This is a genomic window from Pantoea sp. ABR1s, assembly GCF_057812235.1.
The window spans coordinates 791708-815252 of sequence record NZ_CM173823.1 but is presented as its reverse complement, the minus strand read 5'-3'; the positions used below and the strand labels follow the sequence as shown (position 1 = coordinate 815252).

Genomic DNA, 23545 nt, shown 5'->3' with positions numbered 1-23545 from the left:
CTATCCTCTCTTACGTCGATGGGCAGGATTATTTCGCTGCCCCGCACTCTCCTGCATAGACATCACCACGCCAGCGAATTCCTTCATCACCCGACGATAAACGTCGCGCTTAAAGGAGACAACCTGACGCACCGGATACCAGAAACTGACCCAGCGCCAGCCATCGAACTCGGGCGTGCTGCTGTGCTGCACATTGATATCCGCGTCATTACACATTAACTGCAGAAGAAACCACTTTTGTTTCTGGCCGATACATACCGGCTTTGTGTCCCAACGCACCAAACGTTTTGGCAACTTGTAACGTAACCAGTTACGGGTAGAAGCAAGTATTCGAACATCTTTCCGGTGTAATCCGACTTCTTCGAACAGTTCGCGATACATCGCCTGTTCTGCGGTTTCACCGGGATTGATGCCTCCCTGAGGAAATTGCCAGGAGTGCTGTCCAAAGCGCCTGGCCCATAACACTTGTCCCTGCCGGTTACAGATTACGATACCAACATTCGGGCGGTAGCCATCATCATCGATCACCGGACTACCTCAAAGCAAAATTTGAATGAGCTGATTGTTTCACACTCCTTACAGGCGGTAAACCACTGGATTCATGGGGGGTTAAGCCATCATCGCCGGGATAACTCACAGAAAATGGCAAAGTTATAAACAATGACCGAGAAAAAGATCGATCTTATTCACCTTTTCTGTGGATAGCTTTGTGCAGAACGCGGGAGTTATCTGAATAACCTTTTCCGTGCACGCTGAAGAGCCAAAATGAGCCAGCAACACATCCATCTGATTTTTAATGAAATTAAATAGAAAACCTTACCGGTAAATCTTTTATAAACAGTGAATATTTTCATGGTAACTGACAATTGCTTAAAATATAAGCACACTGCTTTTTATCCACAGATAATCGCTCAGGGTTAGGCCAGAGCGGCGAAATTATGGCCAGATCGTGAAAAGTCAAGGCTGTAAATGGAACCAGTACCGCACTCAGACGGTGGTTATCCCATTTTTCTGTGGATAACCGGGCTGGAGATCCTGTTCATTGTTGCGGGTAAGCTGGGATAACCCTGAAGCACCTGGGGCGGCGAGCGTGCAATCCGCTAAAAAAAGCACGATCTATCATGTTATTATCGATCCCTGACGCAGATTATTTATGTGAGAAACGTGACTCACCTGCTGCTGTACAAATTTTAATCATTGCGAGTGTTCACCATGAGTTACCAGCCAGGACCACCTGAAGATGAAGCCAGCCTACTGGCACGCGCGCAGGATTTAGCCGGTTTGACCCTGGAAACCCTGGCCGCGCGCGCCGGTCTGCCCATGCCTGCGGATCTCAAACGTGATAAGGGCTGGGTCGGCATGCTGCTGGAGTGGCATCTTGGTGCCAGCGCAGGCAGCAAAGCGGAGCAGGACTTTGCCCATCTGGGTATCGAACTGAAAACCATCCCGATTGATGCGCAGGGTAAACCGCTGGAAACCACCTTTGTCTGCGTAGCACCTCTGACCGGCAACAGCGGCGTGACCTGGCTCACCAGCCATGTGCGCCACAAGCTGGCGCGGGTATTGTGGATCCCGGTTGAAGGCGGACGTGAGATTCCGCTGCGGGAACGCCGTGTCGGCGCGCCGCTGTTATGGAGCCCCGATGCGGAAGAAGATGAGATGCTGCGGCAGGACTGGGAAGAGCTGATGGATATGATTGTGCTGGGTCGCGTAGAGCAGATTACCGCGCGACATGGTGCCTGGCTGCAAATTCGGCCCAAAGCCGCCAATAGCAAAGCGCTGACAGAAGGAATCGGCGATCAGGGCCAGCCAATCATGACGCTGCCGCGCGGTTTCTACCTGAAGAAAAGCTTCACCGGGCCCCTGCTGGCGCGTCATTTTCTCCTCTGAACGTCGCCACCCGCGTTGATGTGTCGCAATTTTGTGGGAGATCGGCGAAATGAATGCGTATAATCGCCGTTTACTTTTCGTTTAGGATTAAATGTCGGTATGTTTGAGTGGATTTCCGATCCCAACGCCTGGCTGGCGCTGGGCACCCTGACCATCCTTGAGGTGGTGCTGGGTATTGATAACATCATTTTCCTGTCGCTGGTGGTCGCTAAACTGCCAAAACACCAGCAAGCCAGCGCACGTCGCATTGGTCTGATGGGCGCGATGCTGATGCGTCTTGGCCTGCTGGCTTCTATCGCGTGGGTTGCCCGTCTGACTAACCCGCTCTTTACGCTGATGGATCATGCGTTCTCGGCGCGCGATCTGATTCTGCTGTTTGGCGGACTGTTCCTGCTGTGGAAATCGAGCATGGAGATCCATGAAACGATCGAAGGCAGCGAAGGCGAACACAACACCCGCGTCCATTCCTTCCTGGGTGCGATTGTACAGATCATGATGCTCGACATTATTTTCAGCCTCGACTCGGTGATCACGGCCATCGGCCTCTCCGATCATCTGTTCATTATGATGGCGGCGGTGGTTATTGCCGTGCTGATGATGATGTTCGCTGCGCGCGCGATCGGTGAGTTTGTTGACCGCCATCCGTCAGTGAAAATGCTGGCTCTCTCTTTCCTGATTCTGGTCGGTTTCACCCTGATCCTGGAGAGTTTTGCGGTCCACGTACCAAAAGGTTACATTTATTTCGCTATGTTCTTCTCAATGGCGGTTGAGTGTCTTAACCTGATGCGCAGTAAGAAAAAGCACGCCTGATAAAGTCAAGGGCGAGCCTGCTCGCCCGGTTATTTTCAGATTCATACGATTAACCCTGCCGGCAAAACCATTTATTACTACACTGTTTGCACTTGACCATTTGTGAGGATTAGGCGTGATGAAAGGGTTGGCAGGAGTAGCACTGGTGATGGTAACCGCCGCATTCTTAAGTGGATGCAGTTCTGATTATGTCATGGCGACCAAAGATGGCCGGATGATCATGACCGAAGGCAAGCCGAGCATTGATAAAGAGACCGGCCTGGTGGAGTACACTGACCAGACGGGTCATATGGTGCAGATTAACAGCGATGAGGTTTCTACGATCATTGAACGTTAAGTGCCCGATTTAATCACCTGCCACCGATTCCCGGCTGGCAGGTGATTTCCCCGACTTTTCCCCCTTCCTTCCCCGCCATTGCTCGCGCTATAGTCCCTGAGGACACAACATTCCATTCCATAAAGAAAAGGAAGCTGGCAATGCACTATCATCGTATTCCCCACAGCACGCTGGAAGTGAGTCAGCTGGGGTTGGGCACCATGACGTTTGGCGAACAGAACAGCGAAGCCGACGCCCATGCTCAACTGGATTTAGCTATCCGTTCCGGCATCAACTTTATTGATACTGCCGAGATGTATCCGGTGCCCCCGCGTCCGGAAACCCAGGGTCTGACCGAACAATATATTGGCAGCTGGCTTAAACAGCGCGGCAGCCGCGACAAAATCATTCTTGCCAGTAAAGTGGCCGGGCCTTCACGTGGCAATGATGCGTCGATTCGCCCGGATATGGCGCTGGACCGTAAAAACATCCGCGCAGCACTCGATGCCAGCCTGAAACGCCTGAATACTGACTACCTTGACCTCTACCAGCTGCACTGGCCACAGCGTCAGACCAACTATTTTGGCAAGCTTGGCTATCAGTACAGCGAAACCACTGCTCAGGTGACGCTGCTGGAGACGCTGGAAGCGCTGACCGAACAGGTGCGCGCTGGTAAGATCCGCTATATCGGGGTGTCGAACGAAACCGCGTGGGGCGTGATGCGCTATCTGCAGCTGGCGGAGAAGCATGAGCTGCCGCGCATTATCAGCATTCAGAATCCCTACAGCCTGCTGAACCGCAGCTTTGAAGTGGGTCTGGCCGAAATCAGCCAGCATGAAGGCGTAGAGCTGCTGGCGTATTCCAGCCTGGCGTTTGGAACGCTGAGCGGCAAATACCTGAATGGCGCGCAGCCTGCGGGCGCACGCAACACGTTGTTCAGCCGCTTTACCCGCTACAGCGGCGAGCAGTCACAAAAGGCGATTGCCGAATATGTGGCACTGGCTCAGCAGCATCAGATCGACCCGTCGCAGATGGCCCTGGCCTATGTGCGTCAGCAGCCGTTTGTGGCCAGCACGCTGCTGGGCGCTACCACGCCTGAACAGTTGCAGATCAATATCGACAGCTTCAATCTGACCTTAAATGCAGAGATCCTGGAAGGCATTGAGGCGATCCACCGTCGTTATACCTATCCGGCTCCCTGAGCGCTCTGTTGCCAGCTGCCGCGATGGCGGCTGGCATCTCTTACAGATCGCGATAATAGAGTTTTACCGGCTTAGCGGGATACTCCAGCGCTTCGCCCTGTGGCAGCCAGCCATAACGTTCGTAGTAGCCCCCAAACGTTGACCATAACCATAACCGTGGATAGCCTTGTGCCTGCGCATAGGCGATGACATGCTGCTGCAGCGCCTCACTGACACCTTTGCCGCGCACCGACTCATCAACATAGAGCGCCGCCAGCCAGGGGAAAAGATCCTGACGGCTGATCAGGTCGCAGCGCCAGAATCCCACCGTGCCGACTGCCCTGCCCGCCTCCACGGCAACGAAAGTCACCGGAAAATCAGCACCGATAAGGCTGCTGTTCACCACACTGGCAAAGAACGCCCGGCTGGTGGCTTCACCAAATGCGCGCCACTGCCAGTCGATGATCTGATCGGCAAATTGAGGGACATCGCTGAGCGATACAATCTCAATCACATCAGTTTCCCCTGAAAGATCGGGACTGAATCAAACAGGTAGCCATCAAAGTCAGGCGCATCGGCGTCGGAAAGCTCCAGCAGCGTATTCTTGACGTTCTCAAGGTGCTGCCAGGTGGATTGCCAGGCCCCCATCACATCACGCCGACGCAGAGCGGCCAGGATTGTCTGGTGATCGCCGAGCCACTTCAGGCGATAGGCGCGGGTTTCAAACTGCGGGCGCAGCTGCTGCCAGAGCGGGCTGCTGTCATGATGTCGCCAGATACTGGTGACGGTATCGAGCAGCATCTGGTTCTGACTGGCACCCGCCAGCAGCAGATGAAACAACTTGTCGTTGTCCTGACTGCTGTCGTTGGCGGCGATAGCACGCTGCTCCTGTTCCAGCGTTCGGCGCAGATTTTCAATGTCCGCTTTGGTCGCCATTTTTGCGGCAAAGGCTGCAATATTGCTCTCCAGCAACTGACGTGCCTGTAGCATTTCAAACGGGCCAACGTCGCTGCGGAAGAAGGCCTCTTCTTCGTCATCACTGGCGGAAGGAATACGCATCACATAGACGCCGGAGCTCTGGCGGATATCCACCGTACCTTCCAGCTCCAGCATCAATAATGCCTCGCGCACGATGGTCCGGCTGACGCCCCAGGTTTCAGCCAGCTGACGTTCAGGCGGCAGGCGCGATCCCACCGGATAGTGCCCGTCACAGATCTGCTGACGCAGGTGCTGACCAATTTCCTGATACTGCTTTTTTTCTTGCGGCGCTTCGGCTTTGTCCACACTGTCACCCTTTGCAATCAATGCGCTAACGGCATTGCCGCGGTTCCCTGCGCGACAATGCCCGCGAACCGGAGAGGCTGGCTCGCAAACTGGGGCTCAGTGTATCAAAGCCAGCGCCTGATCGAGTACCTTTGCACCATTCAGCGTGCCGTAAGCAACCGTATCGATCACCGCGATGGGCAACTGATAGCTGTCGGTGAGTTTTCTGTTCTCCTCCAGTTTGAAGCGCACCTGTGGCCCGAGCAGCACGACCACCACCTCGTTGCCGTAGTTTTGCAGCTCTTCACGCAGGTTTTGCTCCGGAATGGCGTAGATCTGAAATGCCAGTCCGCGCGCGGCAGCCTCCTTTTCCATCCGCGTCACCACCATTGAGGTCGACATGCCCGCAGCACAGGCCAGAACAATTCGTTTCATGCTCGTTTCCTCGCGTTATTTCGGCTCATCATCAAGCCACAGGGTAAATTGCTGCGTGTCGCGCAGCGTACGGAACCAGTGGGCAGATTTCTTCATACGGCGCTGACGCTGCTTATCTAAGTCGATTTCGATAAGACCATAGCGATTTTTAAAGGCATTCATTGGCGAGACATTGTCGGTAAACGCCCACAGCATGTAGCCCTGACAGTTAATCCCCGCCTGACTGGCGCGTATCGCCTGATGCAGGTGCTCGCTGATAAATGCGATGCGGTAATCGTCCTGAATCTCCCCGTCGGCATTTTTGAACTGCGCTTCGTTCTCAATTCCCATACCGCTTTCCGCCACAAACCACGGGATATTGCCGTACTCATCGCGCATCCGCTGCGCCATATCCCAGATAATTTCAGGCTGAATTTCCCAGCCGCGTGAACGGTTCATCCGCCGCCCCGGCAGTTCAAAGTGTTCGTAATACCAGGCGGGATGAAAGGGCGTCTCGGGATGCCAGGCGCGGGATGGTGCCTTCACGCGATGCGGATAGTAGAGATTAAGCCCGACTTCATCGACGGTATTGGCGGCAATAATCGCCAGATCTTCCGGGGTGGTTTCCCACTCAATCTGATGCTTATCAAGCAGCGCCAGCAGCTCCGCCGGATACTCGCCTTTAATGGCGGGATCGAGAAACACCCGGTTGTAGAACAGGTCATAAATATGCGCTGCCTTCTGGTCGTGCGGGGCTGACGATCGCGGATAGGTGACTTCCGGATTGAGTATGGTACCAATGCGACCGGCATAGCCTGCCGCGCGGAACAGCTGCACTACCCGGGCGGTAGCAAGATTCTTGTGGTGGTTCCACTGCATCCATTTATGGGTGTTCTGCTCATAAGGCCAGCGCAGCGCGTCGAGATAGACGCGGGTCTGCACCACAATCGGCTCGTTAAACACAAACCAGCGCGTGACCCGACCGGCATAGCGTTTAAACACCTGTTCGACATAACGGATAAAGAGTTCAACGACATGTTTTGACTGCCAGCCGCCATACTGCTCCAGCAGCGTGGCGGGCAGCTCGTAATGCTCCAGACAGAGCATCAGTTCAATGCCCTGGCGCTGCATTTCATCAATCAGCCGGTCATAGTAAGCCGCGTATTCCTCATCGACCGTAGCGGTTTCGTAATCGATCAGGAAACGCGACCAGTTGATTGAAGTGCGGTAGTGGGTCAGCCCGCTGGCCTTCATTAGCGCCACATCCTCACTAAAGCGGTTGATAAAGTCGGTGGCAACCGCCGGGCCGTAGCCGTTGTGCCAGACGTGACGATCCTGCTGATACCAGGCGTCAGGCCAGGAGTCCTGCCCCGCTTTTTTTCCGCTCCAGCCTTCCGTCTGCCAGGCGGAGGCAGCAGCTCCCAGAATGAAATTCTCAGGTATGTGGACAGTCTGACGACTCATAACACCTCCGTTCGGTTAGGGTTCAGCTCAGGTTGCAGGCTCTTTGCTTCCGCTGCTTCTGCTGCATCCGCGCGGCGGGCTGCGACTTTCACAAATGGCAGATAGATAAGTACTGACACCAGAATGCAGACGATCTGCGTCACCACCGCACCCATCGATCCGGCCGTTGACAGCCAGGCATTGATAATCGGAGGCGTGGTCCATGGCACCATCACCACGGCTTTCCCGGCAAATCCCATCACCGTAGCGAAGTAACCGATAGAACCTGTCACTAGCGGTGTGATGATGAAAGGGATTGCCAGTATCGGGTTAAGCATAATCGGCATACCAAATATAACCGGCTCGTTGATATTGAAAATGCCTGGCCCGAACGACAGTTTGGCGATTTCACGCATCTCTTTGCGTCGCGTTGCCAGCATCACGGCGGTGAGCAGCCCGATGGTCAGGCCGGAACCGCCGATGCTCATATAAACATCCCAGAACGGCATGGTGATGATGTTCGGTGCCTCTTTTCCCTGCTCAAAAGCGGTCATGTTGACCATAATCGCGCCCAGCAACAGCGGCTCACGGATCGGCTTCACCATCTGGTTGCCGTGAATACCAATCACCCAGAACAGCTGGGCAACGAACATCAGAATCAGAATGCCCCACAGGCTCTGCACCACCGACTCCAGCGGCTGCTGCACCACCTGGTATACCGCATCGTAAAGGTACATGCCGGTGACGCGATGGAAGATAAAGCCAAAAGTCGCTATCAGCATCACGGTGATGATTGAGGGGATTAGCGCGGAGAAAGAGGCGGCCACGTTGGGCGGCACCGTGTCGGGCATTTTGATTTTCAGCCGCTCAACCTGTTCGAGGCGGCAGTAGATCTCTACTGATAGGATGGCGATAAACATGCCGAGAAACAGGCTTTTGGTATCGGAGAATTGTTTGGCCAGCACGTCGGTGACCAGGTGCATCTGCCCATCGACCATCATCTGTAAGGTGGTCGGCGTCACGGATACAAAGCAGATGATAGCCAGCAGGCCGGGAAACAGCGTTTTTATACCGTTGATGCGCCCAAGCTCAATACCAATCAGGAACACCGCACCAATGTTGAGAAAGCTGAGCGTGGCGTAATTGATACTGCTGGTGATGGGCTTGAGGTCAGCTAAAAAAGCCAGGGCGGCAAAGCTGGCAAGGCCATTTTTGCTGTCCAGCACCATGTTAGAGATCAATACCGAGAAAGCGCCAACAATGATCACCGGCATCAGGGTAATGAATGAGGCTTTAATCGCCATGATGTAGCGATAACTGTTAAAGCGGGTAGCAAAGCTGCCCAGGGAATCGATAAGGCGGTCCTGTAGAGACATGATCAACCCTCAGAGATGTAAGATCGGTATTCCTGTAATCGTCGTGGTCTTCCCTGTTAGTGGCATACCAAAATGACGAATCCCCTCGGTTTTTTCTGTGACGAGCCTCCCGGAAACGCTTATTGGCATTCCAGTATGATTAAAACGGCCAATTTGGCATACCAATAGCGGAGGCGTTATGGATTACGAACAAACCATGATGGAATTGCTGATCAATGCAGGGGAAGCCCGTTCGTCGGCGATGATGGCGATTCAGTGTGCGCGCAAACGCGACTGGACCGGGGCTGACGCGGCGCTGGCAGCTTCAGATACCGCGGCAAAAGCGGCACATAAAATTCAGACCGCGTTGATTGGTGCAGACGAGGGAAGCGGAAAATTGCCGGTCACGCTGATTCTGGTGCATGCGCAGGATCATCTGATGAATGCAATGCTGTGCCGCGAGCTGGCAGAGGAGCTGGTCATGCTGCGCAAAGAGATCTATGGCTGACAGGCGGCGCGCTGGCCGCCCGAGTGAGGTGATTAGCTGATTTCCAGTGCCAGTAGCGACTCAATAGTCTGCGCGCGGCGGATCTCGCGCGGCTGGCCCTGCTCAAACAGCACTTCCGGGATCAGCGGACGGCTGTTGTAGTTAGAGGACATGGATGCACCGTAAGCACCGGTGTCGTGGAACACCAGGTAATCGCCAACCTTTGCCGCCGGAATCGCGCGTGGTTCGACCATGCCGCCCTCCAGCTGGGTAAAGACATCACCCGATTCGCACAGCGGGCCAGCGACCACCGTGTCGATAGTCTGCTGCTCATCAATGGCCCGCTCATCGCCCGCCATCAGCGAGATATGGTGATAGCTGCCATACATGGAGGGACGCATGAGGTCACTGAAACCGGCATCGACCAGCACGAAGTGACGGCTGCCCATCGACTTAACCGCCCGTACCTGAGAGACCAGCACACCGGCCTCGGCCACCAGGAAACGGCCCGGTTCGATCTCCAGCTTTATCGCGTGACCCAGATGCTGAGCGATACGCTGCCGCGCTGCATCCCACAGGCCGAAATAGTGATCGGTATCGATCGCCTCTTCGCCATAGCGATAAGGCACAGAGAGGCCGCCGCCCGCAGAGATCGCGGTCAGATCCTGACCCGACGCCATCACCAGTTCAACCATCGCATCACAGACCTGCTGCAGATGCGCATAATCGACGCCTGAGCCGATATGCATATGAATGCCCACCAGCTGCAAGCCGTGCTGCTTAATCGCCGCCAGCGCCTCGGCTAAATCGGCATGCCAGATACCGTGCTTGCTGTTTTCGCCACCGGTATTGGTTTTCTGACTGTGGCCGTGACCAAAACCAGGATTGACCCGCAGCCACACCGCATGTCCCGGTGAGACCGCGCCGAGCTGATGCAGCATATCGATCGATCCGGCATTAACCGGCACCTTTAACGCGGTCACCCGCTCCAGTGTCGGCTGATCGAACAGATCCGCGGTAAAGACGATCTCATCACCGCCAGGCTGGTAACCCGCGGCCAGCGCACGTTCGATCTCACCCAGCGATACCGAGTCCACTTTCACGCCTGCTGCGCGCATCAGGCGCAGGATATGCGTATTCGAGCAGGCCTTCTGCGCAAAGCGCACCACATCAAATGCATGCAGCTGGGCAATACGCGCCTGAATAATCTGCGCATCATAAGCCCAGAATGGCCCGGCGTAGCGGCGTGCCAGCGGCAGCAGGTTAGCGGCGCTGAGTGCGGTTTCGGTACTCTGTAAGGAACGTGGCATGGCAATTCTCCTGTGGCAATAGCTGCATTAAGCCAGAATCGTGTCATAGCGAAAAATATCTGTTTTAATAGCATCTATGCAGAATGGATATAGGAAGGGTGCGTGGCGAACATTAACTGGCGGCATATCGAGATTTTTCATGCGGTGATGACCAGCGGCAATCTGACTCAGGCCGCGACACTGCTGCACACCTCACAGCCGACGGTGAGCCGGGAGCTGGCACGCCTGGAGCAGCAGCTGGGATTAGAGTTGTTCGGACGGGTTCGTGGTCGCCTGCAACCGACGGTGCAGGGATTGCGTCTTTTCGAAGAGGTGCAGCGATCCTGGTACGGACTGGATCGCATCATGGAAGCGGCTGAAGGGCTGCGCCAGTTCCGTCAGGGTGAGCTGTCGATCGCCTGCCTGCCCGTTTTTTCGCAGTCGCTGCTGCCACCACTGTGTCAGCCCTTTTTACAGCGCTACCCGGATGTGAGCCTGAATGTGATTCCGCAGGAGTCGCCGCTGCTGGAGGAGTGGCTGTCAGCACAGCGCTACGATATCGGCTTAACCGAAACCCAGCACGCTCCGGCCGGCACTGACCGTCTCGCCCTGCTCACCTGCGATGAAGTGTGTGTATTGCCTCAGCATCACCCTCTGAGTCAGCGTTCAGAGCTGACGCCGCACGATTTTGCGGGCGAACAGTATGTGAGCCTGTCGCGCAGTGACAGCTATCGTCAGTTGCTGGATGCGCTGTTTCATGAGCAGGGCGTCGAGCGGCGGCTGGTGATGGAGACGCACAGTGCCGCTTCGGTGTGCGCCATGGTCAGAGCGGGCGTGGGCATTTCAATTGTGAATCCGCTGACGGCGCTGGATTACGCCGACAGCGGTGTGGTGATGCGTAAGTTCAGCGTGGCGGTTCCGTTTACCGTCAGCCTGGTGAGGCCGCAGCACCGCCCTGCATCGGCGCTGGTCGATGCGTTTGTCAGCCATCTGCAACGGCAGGTGGCTGACTTTCCGGCACGCATCGCCGCCCGCCTGGCTTAAGCGCGAACCCTGGCGGCTGCGCGGCCCGATTTGCGGAAGGTGATCAGACAGATCAGCAGGCCGATTGCCGCCAGCGCAGCGGCAGCAACCGGCACCGCCGTCAGGCCATATCCACGGCCAATCACCGCACCGCCGACCCAGGCACCCAGCGCATTGCCCACGTTAAACGCCGAAATGTTCAGGGTTGAGACCAGGTTAGGCGCCTCTTTGCCGTGCCGTACCACGTTGATCTGCAGACCCGGCACCGTCGCAAAGGTCGCCATCGCCCACAGGAACAGGGTGATCTCCGCCAGCCACAGCGCATGGCTGGTCCAGCTGAACAGCAGCGAGAAGATGGCGATCAGTGAGAAGCTGAGGATCAGGCTAAAGGAGACTTTCCAGTCGGCCAGTTTGCCGCCAAGAATATTACCGACCGTCAGGCCTGCGCCAATCAGGAACAGCGTCCAGCTGACGCCGCGATCGCTGATGCCCGTCACCTCTAGCAGCAGCGGCGCAATGTAGCTGAACAGCGCAAACATCGCCGCGGCAAAGAACACCGTCATCAGCAGCGACAGCCACAGTTTCCCGTTGACCAGTGCACCAATTTCACTCGCCAGGTGAACCGGCTTTTCCTGTTTATTGTTGGGCAGACTCACGATCAGGGCGATAAACGCCAGCACGCCAATCACAGCCACGCCCCAGAAGGTGGCTCGCCAGCCAAACATCTGTCCGAAACTGGTTCCCAGCGGAACGCCCAGCACGTTGGCTAAGGTCAGTCCGGTGAACATCAGTGCGACAGCGGAAGCCTGGCGACCGGCTGGTACCAGACTGGCGGCGACCACCGCGCCAATACCGAAGAAGGCACCGTGACAAAGCGCGGTGACGATGCGTGCCAGCATCAGCAGGTTATAGTTGTAAGCCAGCGCACACAGCAGGTTGCCGACAATAAATATCACCATCAGCAGAATCAGCGTTTTTTTACGCGGCAGCCTGGCGGTGAGCAGCGCCATAATCGGCGCACCAATCGCCACGCCCAGCGCGTAGCCGCTGATCAGCCAGCCCGCCGAGGGAATTGACACCTGAAGGTCACGCGCCACCTCCGGCAGCAATCCCATAATGACAAACTCAGTGGTTCCGATGGCGAACGCACTCAACGCCAGCGCCATTAATGCTACAGGCATAACACTCTCCCAATATCATTTGCAGGTGAACTGCACAGACGCGCAGCCCCTCGACGCTTATTAAAATTTGATCTGCGTCACGGTGAGCATTACAGCACAGTGCTGATGCGCGACATAGCCTGCGCGCAGCAAAGGATTATTGCCGGGGCCGCAATAATCCTGCCGCTTTGCCGGAACAAATGGCTTTGTCAGCCTGCTGGCTAAGCCCGTTAAAGCGCACATGACCCAGGGTCAGGTTGTCATTTCCCGCGAACCCGTTACGCTTTTTAGTGCGTATTTAATTAATAAATCCTTAACGTTGCCGATATATCCCTAATCAATTGCCAGGTGATGTGATCAACTTCTGACGCAGGGAGAGAGAATGCAACGACTCATAGCCTTAATGGTGTTTGGCTTAACCGGTTGCTCGGTAGGTCATTATGAGTACAGTAAAGAAGCTGAAAAACGGGTGGATATGACCGTGACCGGCATTCCCACCGTGCTGGGTTTAGGCACGCTCGGTACCACCATCCCACTGACGCCGGAGTACAGCCTGACCGCCGCACATGTGGCAAAGTTTTCGCTTTACCGGGTCAAAGCCTGGCATCCGCAATGCGATCTGGCCGTGGTCTACCATAAAAACAGCGAAATGAACCTGCCACCTAACTTTCGTAACAGCCACATCGGCGATCAGGTCAATCTCTACGGCTACAGTTTTATTTCGGCCATGCCGGTCAGTTCCAGCGGGCAGAACCTGATCAATACCACGCTGGCGAACAGCTGGAACAAATCAGACTGCGTCGTGGTGGCGGCGAATGCGGGTGTGGTCAAAGGGATGTCGGGCGGCGCAGTCTATAACGCCTCTGACGATACGCTGGCGGGCGTGATTATTGGCTACAGCAATAACATCAACGACAATGTCAGCGGTAAGACACTCTATAAGAACGTTGCGCTCTATGTGCCTTACTCGCGATTTCAGACATGGCTGGATCAGGCGATTAAATCCTGATATCTGCTGAACGAACAGATGTAAAAAAGGCCGGAATTTCCGGCCTTAAGCTTGGTGACAAAGTCGGGCCTGGTTCGCTGTAAGACCGAGCCTGCACAGGTAACACGGTCAGATCGGAAAGACGCAAAAACTGTCATCCATGACCGCTCGGCCCACGCCATCCATGGCGCGGGACGCTTTCCTCTTCTGACCGTGTTCCCTGTGCCGTGAGTTTATCAGTTGCTGCCAAATTCACTCTGATTCGGCTTTGTCATCACGCTGTCAGGCCTGAAGATCAGGCCTGACAGCGACTCATAACGATTACTTGCTGCCTGGGCGCAGTGCCGGGAACAGAATCACATCGCGGATAGTGTGGCTGTTGGTAAACAGCATCACCATACGGTCAATACCGATACCCAGACCGGCGGTTGGCGGCAGACCGTGCTCCAGTGCGGTGACATAGTCTTCGTCGTAGAACATCGCTTCGTCGTCGCCAGCATCTTTGGCATTCACCTGCTGCAGGAAACGCTCAGCCTGATCTTCCGCATCGTTCAGCTCGGAGAAGCCATTACCGATTTCACGACCGCCAATGAAGAACTCAAAGCGATCGGTGATTTCCGGGTTCTCGTCGTTACGACGGGCCAGCGGAGAGACTTCAGCCGGATATTCAGTGATGAAGGTCGGCTGAATCAGATGCGCTTCTGCGGTCTCTTCGAAGATTTCGGTTACGACACGGCCCAGACCCCAGCTTTTCTCAACCTTGATGTGCAGTGATTGAGCAATCGCCACCGCTTTATCAAAGTCTTCCAGATCGGCCAGATCCGTTTCCGGACGGTATTTCTTGATCGCTTCACGCATGGTCAGTTTTTCAAACGGCTTACCGAAATCAAACTCCTGCTCGCCGTAAGGCACCACGGTGCTGCCCAGCACATCCTGCGCCAGCGTACGGAACAGGCTTTCGGTCAGCTCGATCAGATCTTTGTAATCCGCATAAGCCATATAGAGTTCCATCATGGTGAACTCTGGGTTATGACGTGGCGAAATACCTTCGTTGCGGAAGTTACGGTTGATCTCGAACACGCGATCGAATCCGCCCACCACCAGACGCTTCAGATAAAGCTCTGGAGCGATACGCAGATACATGTCGATATCCAGCGCATTGTGATGGGTGATGAACGGACGCGCAGACGCGCCGCCAGGGATCACCTGCATCATCGGGGTTTCCACTTCCATAAAGTCGCGGCCCACCATGAACTGGCGAATACCGGCCATGATCTGCGAACGAATTCTGAAGGTGTTACGCGACTCCTCGTTGGCGATGAGATCAAGGTAACGCTGACGGTAGCGCGTTTCCTGATCGGCCAGGCCGTGGAACTTGTCCGGCAGCGGACGCAGTGCTTTGGTCAGCAGGCGCAGTTCAGAACAGTGAATCGACAGTTCGCCGGTTTTGGTTTTGAACAGTTTGCCGCGCGCGCCCAGGATATCGCCGAGATCCCACTTTTTGAACTGCTCGTTGTAGATGCCTTCAGCCAGATCGTCACGCGAGACGTAAAGCTGAATCCGGCCACCCACATCCTGCAGGGTCACGAAAGAGGCTTTACCCATAATACGACGGGTCATCATACGTCCGGCAACGCTGACTTCGATGCCGAGATCTTCAAGCTCTTCGTTGCTCTTCTCGCCATAGCTCTCATGCAGCTGGTTTGAGAGGCTGTCACGACGAAAATCGTTAGGAAACGCCACGCCATTTGCACGCAGCACGCTCAGCTTTTCGCGACGCGCTTTCAGTTCGTTATTTAACTCAACGGCGGCATCAGCGCTCTGCGGTTGTTGTTCAGACATGTCGGTTCCTTATAACCCTGCTTTTAAACTAGCTTCAATGAATCGATCCAGGTCGCCGTCCAGCACCGCCTGGGTGTTACGCGTCTCTACGCCGGTGCGCAGATCTTTGATGCGTGCATCATCGAGAACGTAAGAACGGATCTGACTTCCCCAGCCGATGTCGGACTTGTTGTCCTCCAGCGCCTGTTTCTCAGCGTTTTTCTTCTGCATCTCAAGCTCGTACAGCTTCGCTTTCATCTGCTTCATCGCCTGATCTTTGTTCTTGTGCTGAGAACGGTCATTCTGACACTGGGTGACGGTACCGGTTGGAATATGGGTAATACGTACCGCAGATTCCGTCCGGTTAACGTGCTGGCCGCCCGCCCCTGACGCACGATAGACGTCAATGCGCAGATCGGCCGGGTTGATGTCGATATCAATATCGTCATCCACTTCCGGATAGATAAAGGCGGAGCTGAAGGAGGTGTGACGACGGCCGCCGGAGTCAAACGGGCTCTTACGCACCAGGCGATGCACGCCCGTTTCTGTACGCAACCAGCCAAAGGCGTAGTCGCCTGACACGCGAATGGTCACAGATTTAATGCCTGCAACTTCACCTTCAGACTCTTCGATAATTTCGGTTTTGAAGCCTTTGGCTTCGGCCCAACGCAGATACATACGCATCAGCATGCTGGCCCAGTCCTGCGCTTCGGTGCCGCCGGAACCCGCCTGCAGATCGATGTAGCAGTCGGCGCTGTCATACTCGCCAGAGAACATGCGGCGGAATTCCAGCTCGCCCAGCTTGCCCTCAAGGACATCCAGCTCGGCAACCGCTTCGTCGAAAGTCTCTTCGTCTTCCGCTTCTACCGCCAGTTCAAGCAGACCCTGCACATCTTCCAGGCCCTGCGACATCTGATCCAGCGTCTGCACGATCGCTTCCAGCGAGGAGCGCTCTTTGCCCAGCGCCTGAGCACGCTCAGGTTCGTTCCAGACATCGGGCTGTTCCAGCTCGGCGTTTACTTCTTCGAGGCGTTCTTTCTTGGCATCGTAGTCAAAGATACCCCCGAAGAACGTCGCTGCGCTCACTGAGGTCCTGAATACGGTTTTTGACCGGGTTGATTTCAAACATGGCTTTAGCGTCTTTCTTATGTTCGATGGGACAGGAAATTTAACGCACAAGTTTACCCGAAACTGGCGGCAGATTGTAGCGCTGAGACAGCGGGCTGATGCCGGGGCGGCGTGACGCGTTGCATTTGCTTATCGGGCTGCGACGACAACCGCTCGCACAGCAGGTTAACGCAGGGGAAAAACAGGCTGACGCGCCTCTGCCGTGACCGGAGACGCGCGCGCCTTAGAAAAATCAAAGCGGCCAGATATGGTCAATGATCAGCTGTACCGAGCGGTTACCACGATACTCATTGATATCCAGCTTATAGGCCAGCTCGACCTGACGAATGCTGCTGTCGGGCCACAGGGTGGTATCGACATTAAAGGCGATCCCGTCGATCAGCGGACCGCCGTCCAGCGGTTCGACCATCACTTTCAGATGTCGCTCGCCCACCAGCCGCTGTTGCAGTAGCTTAAATTTGCCGTCAAAAGCGGGTTCCGGGAACGCCTGGCCCCAGGGGCCCGCTTCGCGCAGCATCTCAGCGGTCTGCAGCGAAAACTCCTGCGGCTGCAACGCACCATCTGACCAGATGATGCCCTGCAGAGATTCGCCATCCAGCCACTCACCGACCAGATCGGCAAAGCGCTGACGAAACTCCTCGTAGCGTGCGGTTTCCAGTGATAAGCCTGCCGCCATGGCATGACCGCCAAACTTCAGCATCAGGCCGGGATTCAGCGTATCCAAACGCTCCAGCGCGTCGCGCAGATGCAGACCGGCAATTGAGCGGCCTGAGCCTTTCAGCGTACCGTCGCCCGCCGGAGCAAAGGCAATCACCGGACGATGGAAACGCTCTTTCAGACGGGAGGCGAGGATCCCCACCACCCCCTGATGCCATTCGGGATGATAAAAGGCCAGCCCCAGCGGCAGATCGCGCTGCTCACGCTCCAGCGCCTGACACAGCGCCAGCGCTTCGCTCTGCATACCCTGCTCTATCTCTTTGCGCGTCTGGTTCAGCGCGTCCAGCTCACTGGCTAACATCCGTGCCTGACTGAGATCCTCAGTCATTAACAGCGCCACGCCCACCGACATATCGTCGAGCCGGCCTGCGGCATTGAGCCGTGGCCCCAGCGCAAAGCCGAGATCGCTGGCCGCCATCTGACGCGCATCGCGATTAGCAATCTCCAGCAGCGCCCGGATGCCTGGCCGGCATTTTCCCGCCCGGATGCGGCTGAGTCCCTGCCACACCAGAATGCGGTTGTTGACGTCGAGCGGCACCACGTCGGCAACCGTGCCGAGCGCCACCAGATCCAGCATCTCCGCCAGATTGGGTTCGGTGCGAGTGGCACCAAACCAGCCCTGGGTACGCAGATGGGCGCGCAGCGCCAGCATCAGATAGAACGCAACGCCCACGCCCGCCAGTGCACGTGAGGGAAAGTTGCAGTCCGGCAGATTGGGATTAACGATCGCCTCAGCGGCCGGTAAGGTCTCGCCCGGCAGGTGGTGGTCGGTAATCAGCACCGGAATCCCGTGCTGATGGGCACATTCAACGCCGGCGTGGGAGGAGATGCCGTTGTCGACGGTCAGGATCATCGCCGCGCCGCGCGCCCGCGCCTGCTCAACCACTTCAGGGCTGAGGCCATAACCATCTTCAAAGCGGTTAGGCACCAGATACTGCACGTTGCCGCCGCCCATGCTGCGCAGTGCCATGACCGTCAGCGCGGTACTGGTCGCGCCATCGGCATCAAAGTCGCCCACCACCATAATGCGACGCCCATCCAGCAGCGCCTGATGCAGCAGTTCCACTGCGCTCTCAATCCCGCTTAAGGACTGGTACGGCAGCAGGTTTTTGGCCCCGCGCTCCAGCTCTGCCGCGTCGCGCACGCCGCGTTGCAGATAGAGTCGTTTCAGCAGCGGCGGCAGCGTCGCCGGAAGCGCATCATCAACCGTCACCTCACGGCGACGGAGTTCCACATCCTGTTTTACCACCGATTAACCACCACGCTTCTGATTGTCCAGCACCTGCTTCAGCTCCTGCGGCGACTGATAACCTGGGATCATCATGCCGCTGTCAGTCAGCATCGCGGGCGTGCCCTGAATGCCGAACAGCACGCCAAGTTTATAGTGCTGGGCGATATCGATTTTGCAGCTGTCTGGTGCGGCCATCTTCGGCGCATTGCCTTTCATCGCCTCATCAAACGCTTTATTGCGGTCAGCGCTGCACCAGATCGCTTTCATCGCTGGTTCAATCTGACCATTCAGCCCTTCACGCGGAAACGCCAGGTAACGCACGGTGATGCCCAGCGCATTGTAGTCCGCCATCTGCTCGTGCAGCTTGTGACAGTAGCCACAGGTGATGTCGGTAAAGACCGTGATCACGTGCTGCTCTTTAGGCGCTTTGTAGACGATCATCTCCGGCACCAGCGCCTCGACTTTTTTGTCCAGCAGCTGGTTGGTGACGTTGACCGGCTGTTTGCCGCTGACGTCATAGAGCGGCCCCTGGATCATATGTTTGCCGTCGTCGGTCACGTAGAGCACGCCGCTTTCTGACAGCACGGTTTTAAAACCCGGCAGCGGTGACGGGCTGATCTCCGTCTGGTTCAGACCGAGCTTTTTAAGTGATTGCTGAATGGCGCTGTCTTCGGCCTGTGCGAGACCGGAAAAGGCGCTGGCTAAAAGAGCCAGCATGGCAAAATGCTTGTTCATTTTTGTCCTTATCGCCGCGGTTCAGGCCCGCGGATGGTGTTGTTGATGCAACTGACGCAGGCGCTCAGTGGCGACGTGCGTATAAATTTGGGTGGTGGAGAGATCGCTGTGTCCCAGCAGCATCTGTACGACACGCAGATCGGCACCGTGGTTCAGCAGATGGGTCGCAAAGGCATGGCGCATGACATGCGGTGATAACTTTTCGCTGTCGATCCCCGCCAGCGTGGCGTAATGCTTGATGCGATGCCAGAAGGTCTGGCGCGTCATCTGCTGCGCCCGATTACTGGGAAACATCACGTCCAGCGTCTGACCGTTGAGCAGCCACGGACGACCATGTTCCATATATTGCTCCAGCCAGTAAACCGCTTCTTCACCTAAAGGCACCAGCCGCTCTTTATCCCCTTTACCGATAACCCGGACAACGCCCTGGCGCAGGCTGATGTCGCTGAGCGTCAGGCCAATCAGTTCGGAGACGCGCAGGCCCGTGGCGTAGAGCAGCTCCAGCATCGCTTTATCGCGCAGCTCCAGCGGGATATCGATATTCGGTGCCTGCAACAGTCGCTCGACCTGCGCCTCACTGAGATCCTTCGGTAAACGCTGCGGCAGTTTTGGTGCTGACAGCAGCGCGCTGGGATCGTCCGGGCGCAGCTTTTCGCGGTAAAGATACTGGAACAGGCGACGCATGGCGCTGAGCAGCCGCGCTGAGCTGGTCGCCTTGTAGCCTCCCTCCAGCCGTTCAGCCAGAAACTGCTGCAGATCCAGCGGCGCCACGCTAAGCAGCGTCAGCTGATGATGCGCCAGCCATCCGGTCAGCGTCTGGAGGTCCTGGCGATAAGAGGAGAGAGTGTTCTGCGCCAGATTGCGTTCAATCCAGAGCGCATCAAGAAACTGTTCTGTCAGATCGCTGTCCTGCACGTTATCTCCGCCGTCTGGTGTAAAATCATGCTCATTATGCCTGATTCAGCAGCGCTTCTGGTACAATTGCGCCAAAGTCAGTATTTACAGAGTGTTATCTGCATGAAAATCGGTCTTTTTTACGGTTCCAGTACCTGTTACACCGAAATCGTAGCGGAGAAAATTCGCGATTTTATTGGCGAAGAGTTAGTGACGCTGCATAACGTGAAAGATGACGATCCGCACCTGATGGAGCAGTACGATTTGCTGATCATGGGCATCCCGACCTGGGATTTCGGTGAGTTGCAGGAGGACTGGGAGGCGATCTGGCCGCAGTTGCCCGCGCTGAATCTGCAAAACAAGATTGTCGCACTGTATGGCATGGGCGATCAGATTGGCTATGGCGAGTGGTTTTTAGATGCGCTCGGCATGCTGCACGATTTGTTGCAGCCGATGGGAGTACGTTTTGTTGGCTACTGGCCGCTTGAAGGCTATGAGTTCACCAGCCCGAAACCGCTGAGTGCCGATGGCTCACAGTTTGTGGGTCTGGCGCTTGATGATGTGAATCAGTTTGAGGTCACCGATGAGCGCGTTGAGCAGTGGTGCGAGCAGGTGTTAACCGAAACCGCCGGACTGCTCTGACGGCCCTTCTGCCGGTGTCGAACCCTGGCCTGAACAGGTAAGCGGCTTTAATCGCTCTTGCCTGTCATCATTGAACCGCAATGCAGGCAGATGAACGGCTTCAGACGCTCTTGCCTGCCCTGCTGCCATTAATGCCGCGCCGGGCTGAAGCAGCAGGCGCGTAACGCCCGCCATTCGCCAGGCTGCATATTGTCCTGCATCAGCCACCAGCGCAGCGTGGCACCTTGTTCGCTCTTCGCCACCAGCAGCACGCCAACGGGTAACCAGCGTAGTGGCTGAGTTGGCCGCCAGCGTTTTCCCTGCCAGATCCAGCAATGGACGGTTTCCCGCTGTAACGTACCGTGCCGTTGAATCAATCGCCAAACGCTGCGCCAGCCCTCAGCCAGCAACAGCAGAATAATCGGCGCTTTAACCAGCCAGCCGCCTGCAGGCAGCGTCATCAGCACCACGCCAGTCACGGCTGCTATCAGCCAGGCGCAGACTAACCCGCACGCCAGACGAGAGGGCCGCAGCTTACATTGCCACCGGGCCGCGAGCATGGTTACGCTGCTGGATCAGGTTCACCATCCGCTTAAGCTCCGGATCCTTTGGCTCACCGTGATTCATCAGCCAGTTAAACAGATCGGGATCGTCACTCTTTAGCAAATCCACAAAGACCTGCTTATCGGTGTCGCTCAGCGTCTCATACTCAAATTTGAAGAACGGCATAATAGCCACATCCAGTTCCAGCATGCCGCGACGGCAGGCCCACTGAATGCGTGATTTATCATTAATATCCATGCATCAATTTCCACAATTCACAACGTGGCGCCTAGTGTAACCTGGTTTAATGCGGCTCGCAGGCGCAGCGTCGCATGCTGTGCAACCTGCCACATTTCAGGCTGGATCTTTTCAGGGTTATCGCGCCTTTTGTGCGCCGTTTTCCGTAAACAGGTTGCATTGCCAGTCGGCTCTTTTAACATTGAAGATATTATTCCGGATGAACCTTCTTATACAGGATATCTCCATGCCCACATTTACTTTACCGCCGCGCCAGCCTGCCGCGTCGTCTCGTCTGCCGTTAACCCTGATGTCACTGGATAGCTGGGCGCTGGTTTCTATTACTGGTGCCGACAGCACCTCTTACCTGCAGGGTCAGTTAACGCTGGATGTCGCCGCGCTGGATGCCGACCACCATTCGCTCGCCGCACACTGCGATGCTAAAGGCAAAATGTGGAGTAATATGCGCCTGTTCCATCGCGGTGAAGGCTATGCTTATCTGATCCGTCGTGAGCTGCGCGACACCCAGCTGCCCGAGTTAAAGAAATACGCCGTGTTTTCGAAAGTGTCGATGGTGGCTGATGATGAGTCAGTATTGCTGGGCGTGGCCGGTTTCCAGGCGCGCGCCGCGCTGGAAAATCTGTTTGATAGCCTGCCCGACAGCGAAAAACCGGTGGTGCAGCAGGGAGAAACCACGCTGCTGTGGTTTGCCCATCCGGCCGAACGTTTTCTGATTGTCACTTCGCTGGCCCAGGCAGAAGCGCTGAAGCAGAAGCTCAATGACGATGCACAGTTCAATGACAGTCAGCAGTGGCTGGCGCTGGATATTGAAGCGGGCATTCCGGTGATCGATCCCGCCACCAGCGTGCAGTTTATTCCGCAGGCCACCAACCTGCAGGCGCTGGATGCTATCAGCTTTAAAAAAGGGTGTTATGCCGGTCAGGAGATGGTGGCTCGGGCGAAATATCGCGGCGCCAATAAACGCGCGCTCTACTGGCTGGCGGGTCAGGCAAGTCATCTGCCCGAAGCCAATGCCCCGCTGGAGTTGCAGATGGGTGAACGCTGGCGTCGAACCGGCAGCGTGCTGGCTGCGGTGCAGTTAGATGACGGGATTAGCTGGATTCAGGTCGTGATGAATAACGATCTGGAGCCGGACAGCGTGCTGCGGGTGGAAGGTGATGAAGGCGGACATCTGACCATTCAGCCACTGCCCTACTCGCTGGATGAGAGCTGATTGAGCGTATGGCCCTTCCGCTAAGGGAAGGGCCAGTGCCACAATTCAGAGCAGGCTCAATTTAGCGCACATAAAAGTAGATAGCGCAGAAGTGGCAGAGACTCCCACCCAGCACGAACAGATGCCAGATGGCGTGGTTAAACGGAATACGGCGCGCCACATAGAAAATCACCCCCAGCGAATAGATAATCCCGCCTGCGGCAAGCAGCCAGATGCAGCCCGGCGGCAGGATCATCGCCAGCTGATAAACCACAATCAGCGACAGCCACCCCATACAGAGATAGGTCACCAGCGACAGCGCTTTAAAGCGATGCGCAATCGTGAGCTTGAACAGGATACCGGCCAGCGCCAGCCCCCAGATCACCGCCATTAATCCATACGCCAGCGGCGTCCTCAGCGCGACCAGCAGAAACGGCGTATAGGTGCCAGCAATCAGCAGATAGATGGCGCAGTGATCAAACTTTTTCAGCCAGGGTCTGGCCGGGCCAGCCGGAATAGCGTGATAGAGCGTCGAGGCCAGAAACAGCAGGATCATGCTGCCACCATAGAGGCTGTAACTGATAAAAGTGATGGTGTCGGCCTGCCTCTCCGTTGCCTGATTGAGCATCAGCACCAGTCCGACGATACCGAACAGGCAGCCAAGACCGTGACTGATACTGTTGGCAATTTCCTCGGCGAACGAATAGCCCGCAGCGAGTTGATGTTTGTGAGAGAGTGTGGGGGTCATAACAGGTTCCTGATCAGCTCCATAGCAGTGATATCGTT

25 protein-coding genes are annotated in these 23545 nt (G+C 56.1%); 9 read left to right on the top strand and 16 right to left on the bottom strand.

The genetic code is table 11. The annotated features are described in order from the left end of the window. A complete protein-coding gene (gene rppH / locus ACXKZD_RS03895) occupies window positions 1–528 on the bottom strand; it encodes an RNA pyrophosphohydrolase (RefSeq protein ID WP_009087042.1) in 528 nt (175 codons plus the stop codon). A gap of 684 nt (window positions 529–1212) precedes the next feature. Here rppH and mutH point away from each other — a divergent pair. The 4 genes from mutH to ACXKZD_RS03875 all read left to right on the top strand — a co-directional run bounded on the left by mutH (window position 1213) and on the right by ACXKZD_RS03875 (window position 4218). Continuing rightward, window positions 1213–1890, top strand: coding sequence for a DNA mismatch repair endonuclease MutH (gene mutH / locus ACXKZD_RS03890; RefSeq protein WP_010248652.1), 678 nt, complete (start codon window positions 1213–1215; stop codon window positions 1888–1890). 99 nt (window positions 1891–1989) lie between these two features. Further along, window positions 1990–2700, top strand: a complete 711-nt coding sequence (locus tag ACXKZD_RS03885; RefSeq protein WP_010248654.1) for a TerC family protein — start codon at window positions 1990–1992, stop codon at window positions 2698–2700. Window positions 2701–2818: 118 nt separating this feature from the next. After that, window positions 2819–3037, top strand: coding sequence for a YgdI/YgdR family lipoprotein (locus ACXKZD_RS03880; protein WP_003853956.1), 219 nt, complete (start codon window positions 2819–2821; stop codon window positions 3035–3037). Window positions 3038–3177: 140 nt separating this feature from the next. Next, complete coding sequence (locus ACXKZD_RS03875; protein WP_010248659.1) at window positions 3178–4218, top strand: NADP(H)-dependent aldo-keto reductase; 1041 nt, start codon at window positions 3178–3180, stop codon at window positions 4216–4218. A 40-nt stretch (window positions 4219–4258) separates the two neighbouring features. On the opposite strand, the gene ACXKZD_RS03870 is transcribed toward ACXKZD_RS03875, so the two are convergent. The 5 genes from ACXKZD_RS03870 to ACXKZD_RS03850 all read right to left on the bottom strand — a co-directional run bounded on the left by ACXKZD_RS03870 (window position 4259) and on the right by ACXKZD_RS03850 (window position 8693). Beyond that, window positions 4259–4711: a GNAT family N-acetyltransferase gene (locus tag ACXKZD_RS03870; protein ID WP_488981878.1), complete on the bottom strand. Its 453-nt coding sequence runs from the start codon at window positions 4709–4711 to the stop codon at window positions 4259–4261. Then, a complete protein-coding gene (locus ACXKZD_RS03865) occupies window positions 4708–5481 on the bottom strand; it encodes an FCD domain-containing protein (RefSeq protein WP_010248663.1) in 774 nt (257 codons plus the stop codon). The genes ACXKZD_RS03870 and ACXKZD_RS03865 overlap by 4 nt, the downstream gene beginning before the upstream one ends. Before the next feature lie 96 nt (window positions 5482–5577). After that, window positions 5578–5895, bottom strand: a complete 318-nt coding sequence (locus ACXKZD_RS03860) for a PTS sugar transporter subunit IIB (protein ID WP_010248665.1) — start codon at window positions 5893–5895, stop codon at window positions 5578–5580. Window positions 5896–5910: 15 nt separating this feature from the next. After that, window positions 5911–7338, bottom strand: coding sequence for a glycoside hydrolase family 1 protein (locus ACXKZD_RS03855; RefSeq protein ID WP_158149019.1), 1428 nt, complete (start codon window positions 7336–7338; stop codon window positions 5911–5913). Further along, entirely contained in the window at window positions 7335–8693 is a 1359-nt protein-coding gene (locus tag ACXKZD_RS03850) for a PTS sugar transporter subunit IIC (protein WP_488981877.1), read from the bottom strand. The genes ACXKZD_RS03855 and ACXKZD_RS03850 overlap by 4 nt, the downstream gene beginning before the upstream one ends. A 178-nt stretch (window positions 8694–8871) precedes the next feature. On the opposite strand from ACXKZD_RS03850, the gene ACXKZD_RS03845 reads away from it, so the two are divergent. Beyond that, window positions 8872–9180, top strand: coding sequence for a PTS lactose/cellobiose transporter subunit IIA (locus ACXKZD_RS03845; RefSeq protein WP_010671044.1), 309 nt, complete (start codon window positions 8872–8874; stop codon window positions 9178–9180). Window positions 9181–9212: 32 nt separating this feature from the next. On the opposite strand, the gene lysA is transcribed toward ACXKZD_RS03845, so the two are convergent. Continuing rightward, a complete protein-coding gene (gene lysA, locus ACXKZD_RS03840; RefSeq protein ID WP_488981876.1) occupies window positions 9213–10469 on the bottom strand; it encodes a diaminopimelate decarboxylase in 1257 nt (418 codons plus the stop codon). A 102-nt stretch (window positions 10470–10571) separates the two neighbouring features. Between lysA and ACXKZD_RS03835 the strand changes: the two genes are divergently transcribed. Next, window positions 10572–11492 (top strand): LysR family transcriptional regulator, encoded by a 921-nt coding sequence (locus tag ACXKZD_RS03835; protein WP_010248675.1) that lies wholly within the window; start codon window positions 10572–10574, stop codon window positions 11490–11492. Here ACXKZD_RS03835 and ACXKZD_RS03830 read toward each other — a convergent pair. Next, window positions 11489–12652: an MFS transporter gene (locus tag ACXKZD_RS03830; protein WP_033758717.1), complete on the bottom strand. Its 1164-nt coding sequence runs from the start codon at window positions 12650–12652 to the stop codon at window positions 11489–11491. The two genes, ACXKZD_RS03835 and ACXKZD_RS03830, sit on opposite strands and share 4 nt — an antisense overlap. A 361-nt stretch (window positions 12653–13013) precedes the next feature. Here ACXKZD_RS03830 and ACXKZD_RS03825 point away from each other — a divergent pair, with 361 nt between their 5' ends. After that, entirely contained in the window at window positions 13014–13640 is a 627-nt protein-coding gene (locus ACXKZD_RS03825) for a serine protease (RefSeq protein WP_029519406.1), read from the top strand. A 300-nt stretch (window positions 13641–13940) separates the two neighbouring features. On the opposite strand, the gene lysS is transcribed toward ACXKZD_RS03825, so the two are convergent. From lysS to xerD, 5 genes are all read right to left on the bottom strand, one after another. Next, the gene (gene lysS / locus ACXKZD_RS03820; protein WP_010248682.1) at window positions 13941–15461 is read right to left on the bottom strand and encodes a lysine--tRNA ligase; all 1521 of its coding nucleotides are present in this window, start codon (window positions 15459–15461) and stop codon (window positions 13941–13943) included. A gap of 9 nt (window positions 15462–15470) precedes the next feature. Then, a protein-coding gene (gene prfB, locus ACXKZD_RS03815) for a peptide chain release factor 2 (protein WP_099257461.1) occupies window positions 15471–16569 on the bottom strand; the annotation gives its coding sequence in 2 pieces (ribosomal slippage) (window positions 15471–16493 and window positions 16495–16569; 1098 coding nt in all). A gap of 231 nt (window positions 16570–16800) precedes the next feature. Beyond that, window positions 16801–18534, bottom strand: a complete 1734-nt coding sequence (recJ, locus tag ACXKZD_RS03810) for a single-stranded-DNA-specific exonuclease RecJ (RefSeq protein WP_033769918.1) — start codon at window positions 18532–18534, stop codon at window positions 16801–16803. 3 nt (window positions 18535–18537) lie between these two features. Further along, the gene (dsbC, locus tag ACXKZD_RS03805; RefSeq protein ID WP_324700652.1) at window positions 18538–19251 is read right to left on the bottom strand and encodes a bifunctional protein-disulfide isomerase/oxidoreductase DsbC; all 714 of its coding nucleotides are present in this window, start codon (window positions 19249–19251) and stop codon (window positions 18538–18540) included. Between the two features lie 21 nt (window positions 19252–19272). Then, on the bottom strand, window positions 19273–20166 hold the full coding sequence (gene xerD / locus ACXKZD_RS03800) for a site-specific tyrosine recombinase XerD (RefSeq protein ID WP_010248689.1): 894 nt from the start codon (window positions 20164–20166) through the stop codon (window positions 19273–19275). 102 nt (window positions 20167–20268) lie between these two features. On the opposite strand from xerD, the gene fldB reads away from it, so the two are divergent. Further along, window positions 20269–20787 carry a flavodoxin FldB gene (gene fldB, locus ACXKZD_RS03795; RefSeq protein WP_033758771.1) on the top strand — a complete coding sequence of 173 codons (519 nt, stop codon included), beginning with the start codon at window positions 20269–20271 and terminating at the stop codon, window positions 20785–20787. Between the two features lie 128 nt (window positions 20788–20915). Here fldB and ACXKZD_RS03790 read toward each other — a convergent pair whose 3' ends face one another. Both ACXKZD_RS03790 and sdhE read right to left on the bottom strand, forming a co-directional pair. Beyond that, window positions 20916–21326, bottom strand: coding sequence for a protein YgfX (locus tag ACXKZD_RS03790; RefSeq protein ID WP_022623827.1), 411 nt, complete (start codon window positions 21324–21326; stop codon window positions 20916–20918). Then, on the bottom strand, window positions 21301–21567 hold the full coding sequence (gene sdhE / locus ACXKZD_RS03785; RefSeq protein ID WP_010248781.1) for an FAD assembly factor SdhE: 267 nt from the start codon (window positions 21565–21567) through the stop codon (window positions 21301–21303). Before sdhE ends, ACXKZD_RS03790 begins: the two co-directional genes overlap by 26 nt. A 226-nt stretch (window positions 21568–21793) precedes the next feature. Between sdhE and ygfZ the strand changes: the two genes are divergently transcribed. Further along, entirely contained in the window at window positions 21794–22780 is a 987-nt protein-coding gene (gene ygfZ / locus ACXKZD_RS03780) for a tRNA-modifying protein YgfZ (protein ID WP_033758720.1), read from the top strand. A 61-nt stretch (window positions 22781–22841) separates the two neighbouring features. On the opposite strand, the gene trhA is transcribed toward ygfZ, so the two are convergent. After that, entirely contained in the window at window positions 22842–23507 is a 666-nt protein-coding gene (trhA, locus tag ACXKZD_RS03775) for a PAQR family membrane homeostasis protein TrhA (protein WP_425029462.1), read from the bottom strand. Between the last annotated feature and the right edge of the window lie 38 nt (window positions 23508–23545).